The sequence below is a fragment of the Sphingobium sp. SA916 genome, from assembly GCF_002894065.1.
In the GTDB taxonomy this organism is placed as follows: Bacteria; Pseudomonadota; Alphaproteobacteria; order Sphingomonadales; family Sphingomonadaceae; genus Sphingobium; species Sphingobium fuliginis.
Genome location: NZ_LXYF01000042.1, coordinates 50,783 through 67,136, shown reverse-complemented (window position 1 = coordinate 67,136; position 16,354 = coordinate 50,783). Strand labels below are relative to the sequence as shown.

At 66.3% G+C, this 16,354-nt stretch carries 20 protein-coding genes; 8 read left to right on the top strand and 12 right to left on the bottom strand.

What is annotated here, in order from left to right; genetic code table 11:
• The 3 genes from A8G00_RS13885 to A8G00_RS13875 all read left to right on the top strand — a co-directional run.
• On the top strand, positions 1-747 hold a 747-nt coding region (locus A8G00_RS13885), incomplete at its 5' end, for an RcnB family protein (RefSeq protein ID WP_253257996.1).
• A gap of 114 nt (positions 748-861) precedes the next feature.
• Positions 862-1,539, top strand: coding sequence for a 2OG-Fe(II) oxygenase (locus A8G00_RS13880; RefSeq protein WP_103000939.1), 678 nt, complete (start codon positions 862-864; stop codon positions 1,537-1,539).
• 193 nt (positions 1,540-1,732) lie between these two features.
• The gene (locus tag A8G00_RS13875) at positions 1,733-2,203 is read left to right on the top strand and encodes an RcnB family protein (protein WP_025547327.1); all 471 of its coding nucleotides are present in this window, start codon (positions 1,733-1,735) and stop codon (positions 2,201-2,203) included.
• A gap of 218 nt (positions 2,204-2,421) precedes the next feature.
• Here A8G00_RS13875 and A8G00_RS13870 read toward each other — a convergent pair whose 3' ends face one another.
• Positions 2,422-4,002, bottom strand: coding sequence for a lysine--tRNA ligase (locus A8G00_RS13870; RefSeq protein WP_061939316.1), 1,581 nt, complete (start codon positions 4,000-4,002; stop codon positions 2,422-2,424).
• 241 nt (positions 4,003-4,243) lie between these two features.
• Here A8G00_RS13870 and A8G00_RS13865 point away from each other — a divergent pair, with 241 nt between their 5' ends.
• The 3 genes from A8G00_RS13865 to A8G00_RS13855 all read left to right on the top strand — a co-directional run bounded on the left by A8G00_RS13865 (position 4,244) and on the right by A8G00_RS13855 (position 8,004).
• Positions 4,244-4,600, top strand: a complete 357-nt coding sequence (locus A8G00_RS13865; protein WP_025547324.1) for a PilZ domain-containing protein — start codon at positions 4,244-4,246, stop codon at positions 4,598-4,600.
• 53 nt (positions 4,601-4,653) lie between these two features.
• Positions 4,654-7,389, top strand: a complete 2,736-nt coding sequence (locus A8G00_RS13860) for an ATP-dependent DNA helicase (RefSeq protein ID WP_103000938.1) — start codon at positions 4,654-4,656, stop codon at positions 7,387-7,389.
• Between the two features lie 72 nt (positions 7,390-7,461).
• On the top strand, positions 7,462-8,004 hold the full coding sequence (locus tag A8G00_RS13855) for a histidine phosphatase family protein (protein WP_044661347.1): 543 nt from the start codon (positions 7,462-7,464) through the stop codon (positions 8,002-8,004).
• 121 nt (positions 8,005-8,125) lie between these two features.
• Here A8G00_RS13855 and A8G00_RS13850 read toward each other — a convergent pair whose 3' ends face one another.
• The 5 genes from A8G00_RS13850 to rpmF all read right to left on the bottom strand — a co-directional run bounded on the left by A8G00_RS13850 (position 8,126) and on the right by rpmF (position 11,660).
• Positions 8,126-8,479 carry a MerR family transcriptional regulator gene (locus A8G00_RS13850; protein WP_103000937.1) on the bottom strand — a complete coding sequence of 118 codons (354 nt, stop codon included), beginning with the start codon at positions 8,477-8,479 and terminating at the stop codon, positions 8,126-8,128.
• Between the two features lie 72 nt (positions 8,480-8,551).
• Positions 8,552-8,848: an integration host factor subunit alpha gene (gene ihfA / locus A8G00_RS13845; RefSeq protein WP_007687990.1), complete on the bottom strand. Its 297-nt coding sequence runs from the start codon at positions 8,846-8,848 to the stop codon at positions 8,552-8,554.
• Between the two features lie 573 nt (positions 8,849-9,421).
• Positions 9,422-10,390, bottom strand: coding sequence for a beta-ketoacyl-ACP synthase III (locus A8G00_RS13840; protein ID WP_103000936.1), 969 nt, complete (start codon positions 10,388-10,390; stop codon positions 9,422-9,424).
• Positions 10,387-11,412, bottom strand: coding sequence for a phosphate acyltransferase PlsX (gene plsX / locus A8G00_RS13835; protein ID WP_037481578.1), 1,026 nt, complete (start codon positions 11,410-11,412; stop codon positions 10,387-10,389). The genes A8G00_RS13840 and plsX overlap by 4 nt, the downstream gene beginning before the upstream one ends.
• Positions 11,413-11,480: 68 nt before the next feature.
• Complete coding sequence (gene rpmF / locus A8G00_RS13830; protein ID WP_013848214.1) at positions 11,481-11,660, bottom strand: 50S ribosomal protein L32; 180 nt, start codon at positions 11,658-11,660, stop codon at positions 11,481-11,483.
• Between the two features lie 207 nt (positions 11,661-11,867).
• Between rpmF and A8G00_RS13825 the strand changes: the two genes are divergently transcribed.
• Positions 11,868-12,299 carry an MAPEG family protein gene (locus tag A8G00_RS13825; RefSeq protein WP_025547313.1) on the top strand — a complete coding sequence of 144 codons (432 nt, stop codon included), beginning with the start codon at positions 11,868-11,870 and terminating at the stop codon, positions 12,297-12,299.
• Positions 12,300-12,301: 2 nt separating this feature from the next.
• Here the strand turns inward: A8G00_RS13825 and A8G00_RS13820 are convergent, their stop codons facing one another.
• The 5 genes from A8G00_RS13820 to A8G00_RS13800 all read right to left on the bottom strand — a co-directional run bounded on the left by A8G00_RS13820 (position 12,302) and on the right by A8G00_RS13800 (position 15,382).
• Complete coding sequence (locus tag A8G00_RS13820; protein ID WP_025547311.1) at positions 12,302-12,958, bottom strand: MBL fold metallo-hydrolase; 657 nt, start codon at positions 12,956-12,958, stop codon at positions 12,302-12,304.
• A gap of 164 nt (positions 12,959-13,122) precedes the next feature.
• Positions 13,123-13,548, bottom strand: a complete 426-nt coding sequence (locus A8G00_RS13815; protein WP_013848211.1) for an Rrf2 family transcriptional regulator — start codon at positions 13,546-13,548, stop codon at positions 13,123-13,125.
• Positions 13,549-13,587: 39 nt separating this feature from the next.
• Positions 13,588-14,643, bottom strand: a complete 1,056-nt coding sequence (locus A8G00_RS13810; protein WP_253257995.1) for a glycerophosphodiester phosphodiesterase — start codon at positions 14,641-14,643, stop codon at positions 13,588-13,590.
• Complete coding sequence (locus A8G00_RS13805; protein WP_103000934.1) at positions 14,640-14,996, bottom strand: ArsC family reductase; 357 nt, start codon at positions 14,994-14,996, stop codon at positions 14,640-14,642. The genes A8G00_RS13810 and A8G00_RS13805 overlap by 4 nt, the downstream gene beginning before the upstream one ends.
• A gap of 5 nt (positions 14,997-15,001) precedes the next feature.
• Positions 15,002-15,382 carry a RidA family protein gene (locus A8G00_RS13800; RefSeq protein WP_025547304.1) on the bottom strand — a complete coding sequence of 127 codons (381 nt, stop codon included), beginning with the start codon at positions 15,380-15,382 and terminating at the stop codon, positions 15,002-15,004.
• Between the two features lie 134 nt (positions 15,383-15,516).
• Between A8G00_RS13800 and A8G00_RS13795 the strand changes: the two genes are divergently transcribed.
• Positions 15,517-15,822 (top strand): hypothetical protein, encoded by a 306-nt coding sequence (locus tag A8G00_RS13795; protein ID WP_025547303.1) that lies wholly within the window; start codon positions 15,517-15,519, stop codon positions 15,820-15,822.
• 27 nt (positions 15,823-15,849) lie between these two features.
• Here the strand turns inward: A8G00_RS13795 and A8G00_RS13790 are convergent, their stop codons facing one another.
• On the bottom strand, positions 15,850-16,242 hold the full coding sequence (locus A8G00_RS13790) for a globin (RefSeq protein ID WP_025547301.1): 393 nt from the start codon (positions 16,240-16,242) through the stop codon (positions 15,850-15,852).
• Positions 16,243-16,354: the final 112 nt, after the last annotated feature.

Here is a 16,354-nt window from a genome sequence, read left to right as displayed (position 1 = left end):
GGACAGGCGCAGCGCCAGTGGCAGGGCGGCGAGATGCGGCAGCAGCGGCCGGAACGGCCGGCGCAGGTCGCCCAGCCGCAATGGCGCGGCAATGAGGCGCGGCCCGACCAGCGCGGCCCCGCGACGGTCACCCGCTGGAACCGCGACCAGCAGCGCTTCGAGACCACCCCCCGTGGTGGCGACAGGGGCGGCGGCAACTGGGGCGGAAACGACCGCGATCGGCAGAACTGGCAGGACAATCGGCGCGACAATGACGGCCGGGACTGGAACCGGAACGACCGGAACCGCAACGACCGGGATCGGGGCGGCTGGGATCGGCGCGACGACCGCAACGACCGCCGCTGGAACGATGACGACCGGCGTTGGAATGGCGGCAATCCGGGCTGGAACAACGGACGGCGCTTCGACGACCGCACCCGGTGGCAAGGACAGAGGCGCTGGGACAATGGCTGGCGCAACGACCGGCGCTATGACTGGTACAGCTATCGTTCCCGCTATGGCGACCGCTACCGGATCGGCCGCTATTATGCGCCGCGCGGCTGGAACTACGGCTATTCGCGCTTTTCCATCGGGATCTTCCTGAACAGCCTGCTCTATTCGAACAGCTACTGGATCGACGATCCCTATTCCTACCGCCTGCCGCCGGCCTACGGCTCGCTGCGCTGGATTCGCTATTATGACGACGCGCTGCTGGTCGACATACGCGACGGCTATGTGGTCGACGTGATCCACGATTTCTTCTGGTGATGCCGGAAGACATGCGCTCCTGAACTGGCCTTCAGGACATACTGGACCTGGGACGGCGACGTTCCAGGTCCTTTTCATTTGCGCAGGGGCGCGGGCCGGTGGCAGGAGAGCGGCATGAGCGAGATTGTTGACGATGGCGGTGTCGCCTCCACGGCGCGGGCGCGGATCGGGGAGTCGGTGCGGGCGCGGCTGGAGCGCAATCCGATGGTCAGCCGGATCGATACGCCGCAGCTTGAGATCTATGGCCGGCAGGAATTTCTGAGCGCGGAGGAATGTGCGGGCCTGCGGGAGCTGATCGATGCGGGGGCGCAGCCCTCCACCCTGTTTTCCGGCAGCGCCAATGCCGATTACCGCACCAGCGCGAGCTGCAACCTCAGCCCCTGGAGCCCGCTGGTCGGGGGGATCAGCGACCGCATCTGCGCGCTGATGGGCCTGGCGGCGGAGCATGGCGAGACGCTGCAGGGGCAGCGATACCAGCCGGGCCAGGAATATAAGGCGCATTGCGACTATTTTCCGGTGACGGCCAGTTACTGGCCGGCCATGCTGAAGACCGGGGGACAGCGGAGCTGGACGGCGATGATCTACCTCTCCCCGGTGGAAGCGGGCGGGGAGACGCATTTCCCGCATTGCGGGTTCATGGTCCCGCCCGTCGAGGGCATGCTGCTGATGTGGAACAATATGGAGCGGGACGGATCGCCCAACCGATCCAGCCTGCACGCCGCGCGCCCGGTGGAGCGGGGCACCAAATATGTCGTCACCAAATGGTTTCGCGAGCGGCCCTGGACGCCCTGATCCCCGGACCGCCGGCCCCGGCGGCCCCTGATACAAAATGCGACATAAATGACTGATTCCTGACCGTTTCATTCCCGGCATGTTCAGGTGGCGGGGCGCATATCCGTCTTCGTGGTCGGCGGAACCGGTCGGGCCGGGGAAAGTTCTCCCCTCCCCCACCGCACTTCAGCCGCCAGGCAATGGGAGAAGACCTATGCGTAAATTGATCATCTTGGGCCTGATGGCCGCTACCGTCATGCCGGGGGCCGCCATGGCCCAGTCCCGCGCGGAGGTGCGCGACAGCGCCCGCGAACTGCGCCACGAACAGCGCGACCTGCGCGATGCGCAGCGCTACGGCAACCGGCGCGACGTCCGCGAGGAGCGCCGGGACGTGCGCGAAGCCCGGCAGGAATTGCGCGAGGACTGGCGCGATTACCGCAGGTCGCACCGCGACGTCTATCGCGGCGGCAACTGGCGGGCCCCCTTCCGCTACAATCGCTGGGAAGTCGGCGCGCGGCTTCAGCCCAACTATTATAATTCGCGCTACTATATTTCCGACCCCTATCGCTATCGCCTGCCCCGCGCCGGCGCGAACCTGCGGTGGGTGAGGCATTATAACGACGTGCTGCTGGTCAATGTGCGGACCGGCCGGGTGATGGAAGTGCATCGCGGCTTCTTCTGGTAAGAGCCGCCAGGCGTGAAAAACGAAACGGCCCCCGGAAGATCCGAGGGGCCGTTTCCTTTTGCGCTATGGCGCTTCCGGTCCGTTTACCCCCCTTGGCCGCGCCGCTCGTTTCCGGGCGGGCGCGGCCGATGGCGCGCGCTGGGCGCACCATCAGTCCGAAAGGGGGTGGACCATATGCCGAAACGCCCCGCGCCCCGTTATGTTCCGCCGTGCGCCGCTCAGGCGGCCAGGGCCTCCGCAATCAGGCGGCGGCTGTTTTCGATGCCGTAGAGCGCGATGAAGCTGCCCATCCGGGGCCCCTGATCGGCCCCCAGCAGGGTCTGGTAGAGCGCCTTGAACCAGTCGCGCAGTTCGGCAAAGCCATAGGCTTCGTCCTTGCCGATGGCATAGACGATATTCTGGATGTCCTCCGCCGAGGCGCCTGCGGGCAGGGCGGCGAGTTCGGCGTCCAGCCTGCGCAGGGCGGCGGCTTCGCCTTCGGTCGGCGCGCGGCGCTGGAGCGTCGGGGCGACGAAATCGCGGTGATAGGCGAGCGCATGGCCGATCAGCGCGTCCAGTTCCGGATAGCTTTCCGCATTGGCGTCGGCGACATAGTTCTGGAGATAGCCCCAGACCTGTTCGCGGCTGGCGTCGCCCATCACGCCGACCAGATTGAGCAGCAGGCCGAATGTCACCGGCAGGCGGCCCTGCGGCAGCTTGCCGTCATGGATATGGTGCACCGGATTGCCGAGTTGCTGTTCGACCGGCTGGTTCGGATAATTGCCGCGGAACTGCCAATATTCGTCCACGGCGCGGGGGATCACGCCCATGTGGAGCTGCTTCGCCTTCTTCGGTTCGCGATAGGCGTAGAAGGCGAGGCTCTCCTGCGGGCCATAGGTCAGCCATTGTTCCAGACTGAGGCCGTTGCCCTTGGACTTGGAGATCTTCTCGCCCTTCTCGTCGAGGAACATTTCGTAATTGAAGCCCTCGGGCGGGCGGGCGCCGAGCGCGCGGCAGATCTTCGAGGATTGGGTGACGGAATCGATCAGGTCCTTGCCCGCCATCTCATAATCGACGCCCAGCGCGACCCAGCGCATCGCCCAGTCGACCTTCCATTGCAGCTTCGCGCCGCCGGACAGGATCGACCGTTCGATCAGCTCGCCCTCATCCTCGAAGCGGACGAGGCCGGCATCGGCGTCGATCACCTCGACCGGGACCTGAAGCACGATGCCGCTTTTGGGCGAGATCGGCAGGACCGGCGAATAGGTCGCCTGCCGTTCCTTGCGCAGCGTCGGCAGCATGATGTCCATGATGTCCCGATAGTGGCGCAGGACATTCTTCAGCGCGTCGTCAAAGGCGCCGGACCTGTAGCGCTCCGTAGCGGAGACGAACTCGTAATCGAAGCCGAAGCGGTCGAGAAATTCCCGCAGCATGGCGTTGTTGTGATGCGCGAAGCTCTCGAACTTCCCGAACGGATCGGGCACCTGCGTCAGCGGCTTGCCCAGATGCTGCGCCAGCATCGCCTGGTTGGGCACATTGTCCGGCACCTTGCGCAGCCCGTCCATGTCGTCGCTGAACGCGATCAGGCGCGTGGGGATGTCCGACAGCGCATGATAGGCGTTGCGGACCATGGTGGTGCGCAGCACTTCGTTGAACGTGCCGATATGCGGCAGGCCGGAGGGGCCATAGCCCGTCTCGAACAGCACATAGCCCTTTTCGGGCGCGCCGTTCTGATAGCGCTTCAGGAGCTTGCGCGCTTCCTCATAGGGCCAGGCCTTGGACGCCTGCGCGGCGGTGCGGATGAGTTCGGACACGGTCATGATGCATGCCCCCCTAAGCATTTTCGCGGCCGTTGAAAACATCTGACGACTCGGAAAACATCATGCGGCGGAAGGAACGGCAAAGGCTTCATTAATATAGATCAAGCTTCATTTTGGACCCGACGCGGCGATTCCAGGTGCCGAAATGGAGACGAATGGCGGCTTTTCCTGCCAGCTCTTTAACTTTGATTAACCCTGTTCAGGCATATTTATCGGGAGCTTAGGGGGCTCAGGAGGGACTATGCAGCCGCGCAGCCGTCACAGAATAACGGTCGATATACCCGTCGTCGTGACGACGGTGCTCGACAGCGTGGAAGGAATGATCGTCGACCTGAGCGAGGGCGGCGCGCAGATTGCGGGCTGCGGCCTGCCAGTGCGCAGCCAGTGCCAGATCGACTATGAGGGCCATGTCGTGTTCGGCACGGTGCAATGGTCCGAAGAGGACCGCATGGGCATCCGCTTCCCCTATGAACTGACCGACGGCCCGCTGTTCGACCGGCTGGAGATCGCACGGGCCGCGCGGCTGACGCCCACGGCCTTTCAGCCGCGCATGCCCGGCGGTCGTCCGGCGGGCGGTTTCGGGCGTCGGTTCGGCTGAATCGGGCGCTTTTTCAGGTTTCCCTTTTGTTCCCGTTCGCCTAAGCGGGAGAGGTGATCGACCCCGCTGCCCTGCCCGCCCTTCACGCCAGCCATGGCGGTATATGGCTTCGGGAAGGGGATCGGACCGCAGCGGTCGCCAAGGGCACCGCCATCGCGCGGACGGCGGAAACGCCGACGCTGCTGCTGAACGCGCCGCTGACCGGGCAGCGGCTGGGCTATCCCGATTTGAATGGCCTGGACCTGCTGGAATTGTGGGCCTTCATCCATCCCGCGCGCTTTCTGGTGCCGACGCCCAAGGGGCTGGCCGAAGCGCTGGACCTGCCTCGTCCGGCGAGCGAGGCGGACATTCCCGAATTGTTGCAGGCGGCGACCGGCGCCCTGCTGGCGACGCTGGAATCCCCCGCATGGACCGAGCGCGAGGGCGGCTGGACGGCGGCGCAGTCGCTGCACCGGTTGCGCTGGCCATGGGCGCCGCTGGTGGCCGGGCGCATCGCCCAGCCGAAGGAGGCGGAGCGTTGGCTCTTCTCCAAATTGCCGGAATGGGAGGAGAGCCCACCCCGCCCTGCCCCCCGTTCGGTATCGCTGCAACCCGACGCGGTGGTGGCGCGGCTGGAGCAGTTGACCGGCGCGGGAGCCGAAGCGCGACCGGGACAGCGCGCCTATGCGGCGGCGGCGGCGGAGGTGTTTCGGCCCAAGGCGCATCGCGACCAGCCCAATATGCTGCTGGCGGAGGCCGGGACCGGGATCGGCAAGACTTTGGGCTATCTCGCCCCCGCCTCCCTCTGGGCCGGGGAGGCGCAGGGGACGGTGTGGATTTCCACCTTTACCAAGGCGTTGCAGCGGCAGTTGGACCGGGAAAGCCTGCGCCTCTTCCCCGATCCCGCCGTGGCGGCGAAGCGCGTGGTGGTGCGCAAGGGGCGGGAAAATTATCTCTGCCTGCTCAATCTGGAGGACGCGCTGCAAGGCGGCTTTGCGGGGCGCGCGGCGATCCTGGCGCAACTGGTGGCGCGCTGGGCGGCGTTCACCAAGGATGGCGACATGATCGGCGGCGACCTGCCGGGATGGCTGCCGACCTTGTTCCGGCGCAACGGCTCCACCGCGCTGACCGACCGGCGGGGCGAGTGCATCTATGCGGGCTGTCCGCATTACCGGAAGTGCTTCATCGAACGATCGGCGCGGGCTTCGGCCGATGCGGACATCGTGATCGCCAATCATGCGCTGGTGATGATCAACGCAGCGCGGGGGCGGGAAACGGGGCAGGCGCCGCAGCGCATCGTGTTCGACGAGGGCCATCATCTGTTCGATGCGGCGGATTCGACCTTTTCCGTCACCCTGTCGGGGCAGGAAGCCATCGAGCTGCGCCGCTGGGTGATGGGGCCGGAGGGCAATTCAAGAGGGCGTCGTCGGGGTCTGGCGGCGCGGCTGTCGGACCTTGCCAGCTATGACGAGCAGGGCGGCGAGGCGATCCGGGCGGCGGCGGAGGCCGCGAGGGCGCTGCCGGCCGACGAATGGCTGAAGCGGATCGTCGCGGGCGAGCCGTTCGGGCCGGTCGAGGAGCTGCTCGCGGCGGTGCGGGGCACGGTCTATGCGCGGGCCGCCGATGGCGGCGAGGCGGATGCAGGCTATGGGCTGGAGACCGAGCTGGCGGAACCTGACGGCGCGCTGGTCGAGGCGGCGCAGGAGGCGGCGCGGGCGCTGGACGCGCTGCTGCGGCCGCTGACCCATCTTGGCAAGCGGATGGAAGCCGTGATCGAGGAAGCGCCCGACTGGCTGGACGGCGCGGCGCGGGCGCGGGTCGAGGGGGCGATTGCCTCGCTTGGCTGGCGGCGCGATCTGGTGACGGCCTGGCTGGCTCTGCTGGCGCGGATCGGCGGGCCGGCGGACGCGGATTTCGTGGACTGGCTGGCGGTCGAGCGGATCGAGGGGCGGGAGTTCGACATCGGCATTCACCGCCACTGGCTGGACCCGACGCGGCCGCTGGCGCAGGCGGTGCTGAAACCGGCGCAGGGCGTGCTGATCACATCCGCCACGCTGAAGGGCGGCGGCGACTGGGACAATGCGGCGAGCCGGAGCGGGGCGACCCATCTGCCGCGCGGGGCGGAGCAGTTCGAGGCGAGCAGCCCGTTCGACTATCCGGAACGGTCGGAAGTGCTGATCGTCACCGACATCAAGCGCGGCGACATTGCGGCGCTGTCGGGCGCCTATGCGCGGTTGATCGAGGCGGCGGGCGGCGGGACGCTGGGGCTGTTCACCGCGATCCGGCGGCTGCGCGCGGTGCATGCGCGGATCGCCGACCGGCTGGCGCGGGCGGGGCTGCCGCTCTACGCGCAGCATGTCGATCCGATGGACACGGGCACGCTGATCGATATTTTCCGCGACGATCCCCGCGCCTCGCTGCTGGGCACCGATGCCTTGCGCGACGGGGTGGACGTGCCCGGCCATTCGCTGCGGCTGGTGGTGATGGAGGGGGTGCCCTGGTCCAAGCCCACCGTGCTGCACGCGGCGCGCAAGCTGGCGGGCGGCGGAAGCGCCTATGACGACCGGCTGATCCGGGCGCGGATGGCGCAGGCCTTTGGCCGGCTGATCCGACGGGCGGAGGACCGGGGCAGCTTCGTCATCCTGTCCGCCGCCATGCCCAGCCGGTTGTTGAGCGCTTTCCCCGCCGGCACGCCGATCCGCCGCCTGACGCTGGACGAGGCCATCATCTCGGTCAGCGGGCAATCCCGCGCTGGCCTTAACGGTAATGCAACGCTAGGGCTTCAGGGACTCGAATCCGGCACCTGGTGACTGTGTTTTCGTGATTTCCGAGTCAGCAGGCGTTCCACCTGCTTCGAAATCACTCTGGGACCTGGAGAAAAAATGAAGCGGTTGATCCTGTTCCGTCACGCCAAGTCCGATTGGGACGATCCGGTTGCGCGGGACTTCGACCGGCCGCTCAACCGCCGGGGGGAAAAGGCGGCGCTGGTGATGGGGGAATTCGCCAAGGCGCGCGACCTGCATTTCGACATGGTGGTCGCCTCCCCGGCCGTGCGGGTGGTGGAGACGCTGAACGTCTTCTTCACCGGCTATGGCGAGGTGATCGACCCGCATTGGGACCGGCGCATCTATCTCGCCTCCACGCCCACCCTGTTCGACGTGATCCGCGACCTGCCCGACAGCGCCGGCAGCGTGCTGATGTCCGGGCATAATCCGGGTCTGGAGGAACTGGTCCTCGACCTCGTGCCCGACGATGGCGCGAGCCCGCTGCGCGAGGATGTGGAGGTGAAGTTCCCGACCGCCTCGATCGCGGTGATGGACCTGCCCATCGAACATTGGAGCGAGGCGAAGCCCAATATCGCGACCCTGGCGAGCTTCACGCGCCCGCGCGACCTGGACCCGGCGCTGGGGCCGGGATCGCGCTGAACCGGACGGCGACGCCGATCCCCTGACGGTGGGCGGCGGCGATGGGATGACGGCTGCCCGGACGTGACCGGAAAGGCGCATGATGGCGTGCAGCATATGTCCAGATCGGAACGTGCGGTCCCTATTCCCCGATCGCCCTGGCCAATAGGGTGCGGATGGCTTCCAGGCGCGGCAGCAGATCGGCGTGGGGGGCCGTTTCGCCATTTTTGGGCGCGGGCGCGGCCGGCGGCTCGCCACCTCCATCGGCCAGCGCCTTTTGCGCGCCACGGACGGTGAAGCCCTCGACATTCAGCAGATGGTTGATGCGCCGCACCAGCGCCACGTCGGCCGGGCGGTAATAGCGCCGGTTGCCCGATCGCTGGAGCGGACGGAGCTGGGTGAAGCGCGTTTCCCAATAGCGCAATATATGCTGCGGCAAATCGAGTTCGCTCGCCAGCTCACTGATCGTCAGAAATGCGCCCTCTGCCTTTTCCATGGTCCTGATGTTGCACCTTTAGCGGCGCAAAGGTCAACCTTCGGGAAAATGGCTGTTTTGCCGACCGCCCCCTCAGGCCGAGGCGACGCGGTCCCGCATCGTCTGGCTGGCGCGGAAGGTCAGCACCCGGCGCGGCTCGATCGGCACTTCCACGCCCGTCTTGGGGTTGCGGCCCATGCGCTGCGTCTTGTCGCGCAACACGAAGGTGCCGAAGCTGGAGATCTTCACATTTTCCCCGCGTTCGAGCGCGGCGGACATATGCTCCAAAATGGATTCGATTAAGGTTGCCGCTTCTGCCCGTGAAAGGCCAATATGACGGTTCACGCTCTCCGCGAGATCCGCGCGCGTCAGAGTTCCGTTACCGCTCATCGCATTTCCCCACCTTGACACCCGTCGAGCCTAAATGCGGGTGATCATTTGACAATGTGCGCGATTCTGCATGATTCGGCAAGATGACCACCCGGCGAAATCCTTAAAAAACCGTGAAAAATGGGCGGTGTAGCGGTCCCGCAATGGGACTGGGGAAGAATATGGCGCAGGGATGCCATCCATTTTGGGTGACATCGGCCTGGCAAGAGGATGCTGCCGGGGCGCTGGTTGGTTGAGTCGGAAGTGAAGAGGTCTGGAAAGCAGACAGGCCGCTTTTTCTCACCCGTTCGCCCTGAGCCTGTCGAAGGGCTTCGCTTCCTTGGAACTGTGGGCCCGGAAAAAGGCAAGGCGTCGGACGGGCCCGGCGCAAACGGTTCCTTTTTGGCCTGCTCCGGAACGGATTCCGAACGACTGCATCGGATCGGCGGCTCCAGAGCGCGCTGCGTTAAATCCGGCGCAGGTCGCGCGCTCCAGCTTTTTGCTGTCGCATTCTTTCAGGCAGAAAGCCGGTTCTCATCCTTCGACAGGCTCAGGACCGGCTTTTCCGCACGATGTTCAGGACCGATCCTGGCCCTACACCCGCAGGACGCAGGCGCCCCAGGTGAAGCCGCCGCCCATGGCCTCCAGCACCAGCAGGTCGCCGGACTGAATGCGCCCGTCGCGCATGGCGAGGTCCAGGGCCAGGGGAACCGATGCGGCGGAGGTGTTCGCATGGCGATCCACCGTCATCACCACCTTTTCCGGCGCGAGCTTCAGCTTGCGCGCGGTCGCATCGAGGATGCGGGCATTGGCCTGGTGCGGGACCAGCCAGTCGATGTCCGCCGCGGTCATGTCGGCAGCGGCCATCACTTCGGTCAGCACCGAGGCCAGGTTGGTGACGGCGTGGCGGAAGACTTCCTGTCCCTTCATCCGCAGCTTGCCGACCGTCTGCGTGGTGGAGGGGCCGCCGTCGACATAGAGAAGCTGGTTGTGGCGGCCGTCGGCGTGCAGTTTCGAAGCGAGGATGCCCCGCTTGCCATCGGTGCTTTCCTCCGCGCCCAGCACGACCGCGCCTGCGCCGTCGCCGAAGAGCACGCAGGTGGTGCGGTCTTCCCAGTCGAGGATGCGGCTGAAGGTTTCCGAGCCGATCACGATGGCGTTTCGCGCCGCGCCCGAGCAGATCATGCTGTCGGCTACGGTGATGGCGTAGAGGAAGCCGGAACAGACCGCCGCCACGTCGAAGGCGACGCAATCATTGATGCCCAGCGCGGCCTGGACGATGGTGGCGGTGGCCGGGAAGGTCTGGTCGGGGGTGGCGGTGGCCAGCACGATCAGGTCGATGTCCTGCGCGGACAGGCTGGCGGCTTCCATCGCCGCCCTGGCCGCATCGGTGGCGAGCGTCGCTGTGGTTTCACCCTCTCCCGCGATGTAGCGGGTGCGGATGCCGGTGCGCTCGACGATCCATTCGTCGCTCGTGTCCACGGTCTGCGCCAATTCGGCATTGGTGACGGAGCGGACCGGCAGGGCAGAGCCCGTGCCCAGGAGAACGGATCGGCGGATCACTTTGCGGGCAGCTCCATCCTGGATGCGGGGGCGGTCAACCCCTCGATCCCGTGCATGTCGGCGGCGATGCGCCGGGTGATGTCTTCCTCCAGCAGCCGGGCGGCGACATGGACGGCATTGGCGACGCCCTTGTCGTTTGCGCTGCCATGGCTTTTCACGACCACGCCATTGAGGCCGAGGAAAACGGCGCCATTATGGTTGTTGGGGTCGAGATGATGGCGCAGCAGGTGCATCGCGGGCTTGGAGATCAGGAAGCCGAGCTTGGAACGGATCGAGCTGGTGAAGGCGGTGCGCAGCAGGTCGGTGACGAAGCGGGCCGTGCCCTCCGCCGTCTTCAATGCGACATTGCCGGAAAAGCCGTCCGACACGATCACGTCGACATCGCCCCGGCCGATCTTGTCGCCCTCCGTAAAGCCTTCGAAGGAGAGCGGCAGGCTGGTCGCGGCGCGCAGGATCGCGGCGGCGTCGCGGATTTCCTCCGTCCCCTTCATCTCTTCCGTGCCGATGTTCATCAGGCGGACGCGGGGCCGCTCCAGATCGAGCGCGATGCGGGCATAGGCGGCGCCCATCACCGCGAACTGCACGAGGTTGCGGGCGTCGCATTCGGTGTTGGCGCCCAGGTCCAGCATGACCACGTCATTGTCGCCCAGGGTCGGCAGCATGGCGGCCAGCGCGGGCCGGTCGACGCCCTTCATGGTGCGCAGGGCGAGCTTCGCCATCGCCATCAGCGCGCCGGTATTGCCGGAGGAGACCGCAGCGCCGCAATCGCCCGCCTTCACCGCCGCGATGGCCATGCTCATCGAGCTGGTCTTCTTGCGGATGGCGACGCTGGGCTTGTCGCCTGAAGCCACCACATCGGGCGCGTGGACGATTTCCGACGCGGCGCGCAGATTGGGGTGGTTGTCGAGCGCGGACTTGATCCGCGCCTCGTCCCCGAAAAGGGTGAAGCGCAACCCTTCGTGACGGCGACGGGCGAGCGCCACGCCCGCCATCATCACGCGTACGCCTTCATCCCCGCCCATCGCGTCGATTGCGATTCGCGGTTGGCTGGACAAGTTAACGCACCCTTTTCAGGAGAAATGCTTGAGCGTCAGGCCCCGACGGCGACGACTTCACGGCCGTTATAGTGGCCGCAGGCGTCGCAGAGATTGTGCGGGCGCTTCAGTTCGCCGCAGTTCGAGCATTCCTGATAGGCCTCGACACGCAGCGAGTCATGGCTGCGGCGCATGCCGCGGCGGGACGGGGACGTTTTCCTCTTGGGGACAGCCATGTCGGCACCTTATTCCATAAATTGATCTGTTAGTGCGACTGGCCGTATCCGATGGATGACGACGCCAACGGCGCCGCAGACCCATGCGGCCCGGATGATCGCGAAGCCCTGCGCCTATAGCGTTTTTTGGCCCGTGCGCAAGTCCTTCTTGCCCCGCCATGCCGCTGCCCTATTCTGGGGGCGTCGCCATGAAAGGGGGGAAATCCGATGTTGCTGCCGATCACGCTGACGCTGGCCGCCGCCTGCGCGCTGCTCAACATGTGGCTGGGGATTCGATGCGCGCGAATCCGGATTTCGGATCATGTGCTGCACGGCGACGGTGGCAGCGCGCTGTTGGCCAAGCGGATGCGCGCGCATGCCAATTTCATCGAATATGTGCCGGTGACGCTGATTCTCTTCGGGCTGGTGGAACTGGCGGTCGGGGCGTCGATCTGGCTCTGGGGCGCGGCGCTGGCGCTGGTGCTGGCGCGAATCGCCCATGGCTTCGGGATGGATGCGGAGAAGCCGACCGTCTGGCGCGGCGCAGGAGCGCTGCTGACCTGGGCGGTGATGGTCGGCATGGCGGTGGCGGCGCTCACTGTCGCCTATGGCGCGACGCGGGAGGTGCCGGCGCCGCCCGCCATGGCGATGGTTCGATAGGGTCAGGCGAGGACGGCATCCCCCACGAAGGGATTGGTGCGGCGTTCATGGGCGAAGTTGCTCATCGGGCCGTGGCCGGGGACGAAGGCCGTGTCGCCGCCCAACGGCCAGAGCTTGCCGGTGATCGCATCGACCAACTGCTGATGATTGCCCATGGGGAAGTCGGTGCGGCCGATCGATCCCTGGAACAGCACGTCCCCGACGATGGCGAGCTTGCTGGGCGCATGGTGGAAGACGACATGGCCGGGCGTGTGGCCGGGGCAGTGATAGACGTCGAGCGTGAGGTCGCCGACCGTGACCTGATCGCCGTCCTCCAGCCAGCGGTCGGGTTCGAAGCTTTCGCCGTCGATGCCGTATCGGGCGCCGTCCTCGCCCAGCCGGTCGATCCAGAAGCGGTCGGCTTCATGCGGCCCCTCGATCGGGACGCCCAGATCGCGGGCGAGGATGCCCGCCTGGCCGCAATGGTCGATATGACCGTGGGTGACGAGGATCTTCTCTATGGTGACGCCATGCTGCTCGGCCGCCCTTTTCAGAATGGGCAGGTCCGCGCCCGGATCGACGAAGGCGCCGCGATGGGTCGCCGTGCACCAGAAGAGCGTGCAATTCTGCTGGAGCGGCGTGACAGGGATCAGGGCAGCTTTAAGGGGCGGAGTCGTCATGGCGTTGATGTGGCGAAGCTGCGCGCCGGGTGCAAGGCCTTGGGGAGCGAGGGGCATTCGAGGGGGCTGGGGCGGCTTGCTGCTTTTCCGCTTTCCCCGATGCACAAGCTGCTCCCGCGAAGGCAGGAGCACGGCGCGCCTGATGGCTCAACCGGCCAAGGTTCCTAGCCCATTTCCTCCGTCGCGAAGGGTTCCGCCAGGCTGATGCTGTCGAGCACCTTGGCGGTTTCGTCGCGCACGCGGAGCATCACCCGGTGCAGGCGGCATTCCGATTCGGGCAGGCAGTTGGTGCAGGTCTCATGCGCGAAACGGCTGGCGCAGGGGGTGAGCGCAAGCGAGCCGCGCGTCAGCCGGACGATGTCGCCATAGCTGATGTCGACCGGGGCAAGCGCCAGCCAATAGCCGCCATCCCGCCCACGCTGCGTCGCGACCAACCCTTCGCGCGCCAGTTCCGACAGGATCACCGTCAGGAATTTGGACGGGATATTCTGGCGCGTGGCGATCTCGTTCAGGGGCACCGGGCCTTGCCGGTAGCGGTCTGCGAGATGCTGGAGGGCGCGGATGGCGTAACGGGTCTTCTGCGAAAGCATAGGGCTGTTATTCGCTCCCGCCGGAGATTTGACAAGACATCAGGGCGCGGGATTCAGCGCCTGCCGCGCCTGTTTCGGAAAATCGCTGAACATCGCGTCGACGCCCGTGCCGGCGACCGCCCGGACATAGCCGGCAAAGTCCCCCCTGCCCTGCGGATCGTCCGGGCGCTGGAAGGCGGCGGGCAGGAAGCCGTTTTCCATGCGCAGCGTCCAGACATGGACCTGCAACCCGGCCTGATGGGCGCGGTCGACAAGGCCCGTCGACCCGTCGGGGGCAAGCACCATGGCGGTCGCAGGGCCGATGCCGTCCGCATAGTCAGCGATCTGTTGCAGCCCCTGGGTCGTCATCATGTCGGCATAGGTCGTGCCGGGTTCATCGGCCGGTCCGCCCTCGCCGTCCACCAGCTGGATCAGGCGCAGGCGGGTCGCCGCGCGCAGGGCCTTGAGGTTGCCGACCTCGAAGGACTGGATGAAGACCGGATCGGCCTCCGTCTGATAGCCATATCGGCTGAGCAGCGCGAGCAGGGGCTGCTGATGCGGCAGGCCGATGCCCGCGAAATAACCGGGATGCTTGGTTTCGGGATAGAGGCCGATGCGGCGGCCAAGCTCCGCCTCCTTGGCGCGGACCAGCTTCAATATCTCCTCGAAGGTCGGAATGAGGTACAGGTCGTTGAAGCGGCTGTTGGCGGGGCGAAGCTGCGGCAGCCGTTCGCGGGCGCGCAGCGTGCGCAGTTCCGCGAGCGTGAAATCCTCCGTGAACCAGCCGGAGACGGGCTGTCCGTCGATGGTCTTGCTGGTTCTGCGGGTAGCGAATTCGGGATGATCCGCGACATCGGTGGTGCCGCCAATCTCATTTTCATGCCGGGCGACGAGGACGCCGTCGCGGGTCAGCACCAGGTCCGGCTCGATATAGTCGGCGCCCTGGTCGATCGCGCGCTCATAGGCGGCGAGCGTATGTTCGGGCCGCTCGCCGCTGGCGCCGCGATGGGCGATGATGAAGGGTTCGGCCATCGCAGGCGCCGCCATCAACAGGGTGAGGAGGAGGAGGATGGCGGCCCGATACATGCCCGGCCGGAGCATCCTCCCCACGGTCATGCCTTCACGCCCTCCAGAGCGTCCTCATAGGTGGTCGCCTTGAAGCCGACGATGGTGCGGTCGCCCAGGTCCAGGATCGGGCGCTTGATCATCGAAGGGTTGCTCATCATCAGCAGAATCGCCTTTTCCGAGTCGATATGCGCCTTGTCGCCCGCGTCCAGCGCCTTGAAGGTGGTGCCGGAACGGTTGAGGATGGTTTCCCACCCATGTTCCATCACCCATTCCTCCAGCTTCGCCTTGTCGACGCCCGACACCTTATAGTCGTGGAAGCTGTAGGCCTTGCCGCTATTGTCGAGGAAATTGCGCGCCTTCTTGATCGTGTCGCAATTCTTGATTCCGAACATGGTCAGCATGGCTGTTATCCCTTGAACGCGGTGACTTCGATCTCGATCTTCATCTCCGGCTTGATGAGGCCGGTGACGATGCAGCTCGCGGCGGGGCGGATGTCGCCGAAGACCGGTGCGGTCGCCTCCCCCAGCACGTCCCAATAGGCCGGGTCCGTGATGTAATAGGTGACGCGCACCACGTCCGCGAAGGAGAAGCCCGCCTCCTCCAGCGCCCGGCCGATGACCTTCAGCGCGTTCCTGCCCTGATCGACGACGGATTCGGGCATGGCCCTGGTTTCGGGATCGGTGCCGGTGGTGCCGGCGACGAAGCACCAGTCGCCCTGGACGACGGCGCGCGAATAGCCGACCTGCGCCTCGAAGGGCGAGCCGGAGGAAATAAGCTGGCGGGGCATGGAAGTTCCTTGTGCAGAACGAAGCGAAAAGGATCGCGGGGCTCTTGCCCCGTTCGCGGGATGCTGTCCAGCGCCTTTTGCCCGGCGGGAACGGCGCGGGCCGCCGGCCGTTGGAGCGGGAAAGGAGACAGAGCATGAACCGACCCGACAACAGTCCCTTTCCCGACACGGGCGAGGAGAATGACGAACAGGCCGAAGCGGGTTCGCAGGCGCAGGACGTGGCCGACGAGGCGCGGGTGCGGTCGACGGACCTGGCCGAGGACAGCGAGCGCGGCGGGCGGCCCAACCCGGCGCAGATCCTGCCCGACGACACGCCCGATCTGGTGGAGAAAATGGAGGAGATGAACCGATCCGGCCGGATCGACAATGACGCCTTCGCCGGCGAACCGCAGATGGACGATGAGGAGGATATATTGGGGCCGACCGAGGACGAGGAATAAGGTCCGGCCCGCCGGCCTGCTATCCGGCTAAGCCGCGTTCTGGTCCAGCGACAGGTTGATCATCCCCCGCGCCATATGGCCGAGCGCGTCGGCCATGGCGGCGGCGAGTTGCGGGTCGATGCCCGGTTGCGCCTTTATGGCGCGGGTCATGGCGGCGGACCATCGATCCGCCAGCGCCGAGGTGATCGGGAAGGCGCGGTGCAGCGACATGATGCACTGGCCGCGTTCGAACCAGTCGCGCGGGCCGCCGGACCATCCCGCCAGAAAGCGGGTGAGACCATGGCGCACGGCGCTGAGGTCGGCCGCATGGATGGCGCGCAGATCGGCATAGGCGGGGTCCCGGTCGATCAGGTCGTAGAAACGGTTGGCGATGGCGGCGACGGTCGCTTCGCCGCCGATGCGGGCATAGGGGGTGGTCATGAAGCCTCCTGCGGATGGGCACAGCGTGGCGGCTTGCGGGCGGCGGTCATTGATCAGGGTCAAATCGGACGCTTTTGGCGCGAGACGGCAGGAGCGGCTTTCGTTATGGCCG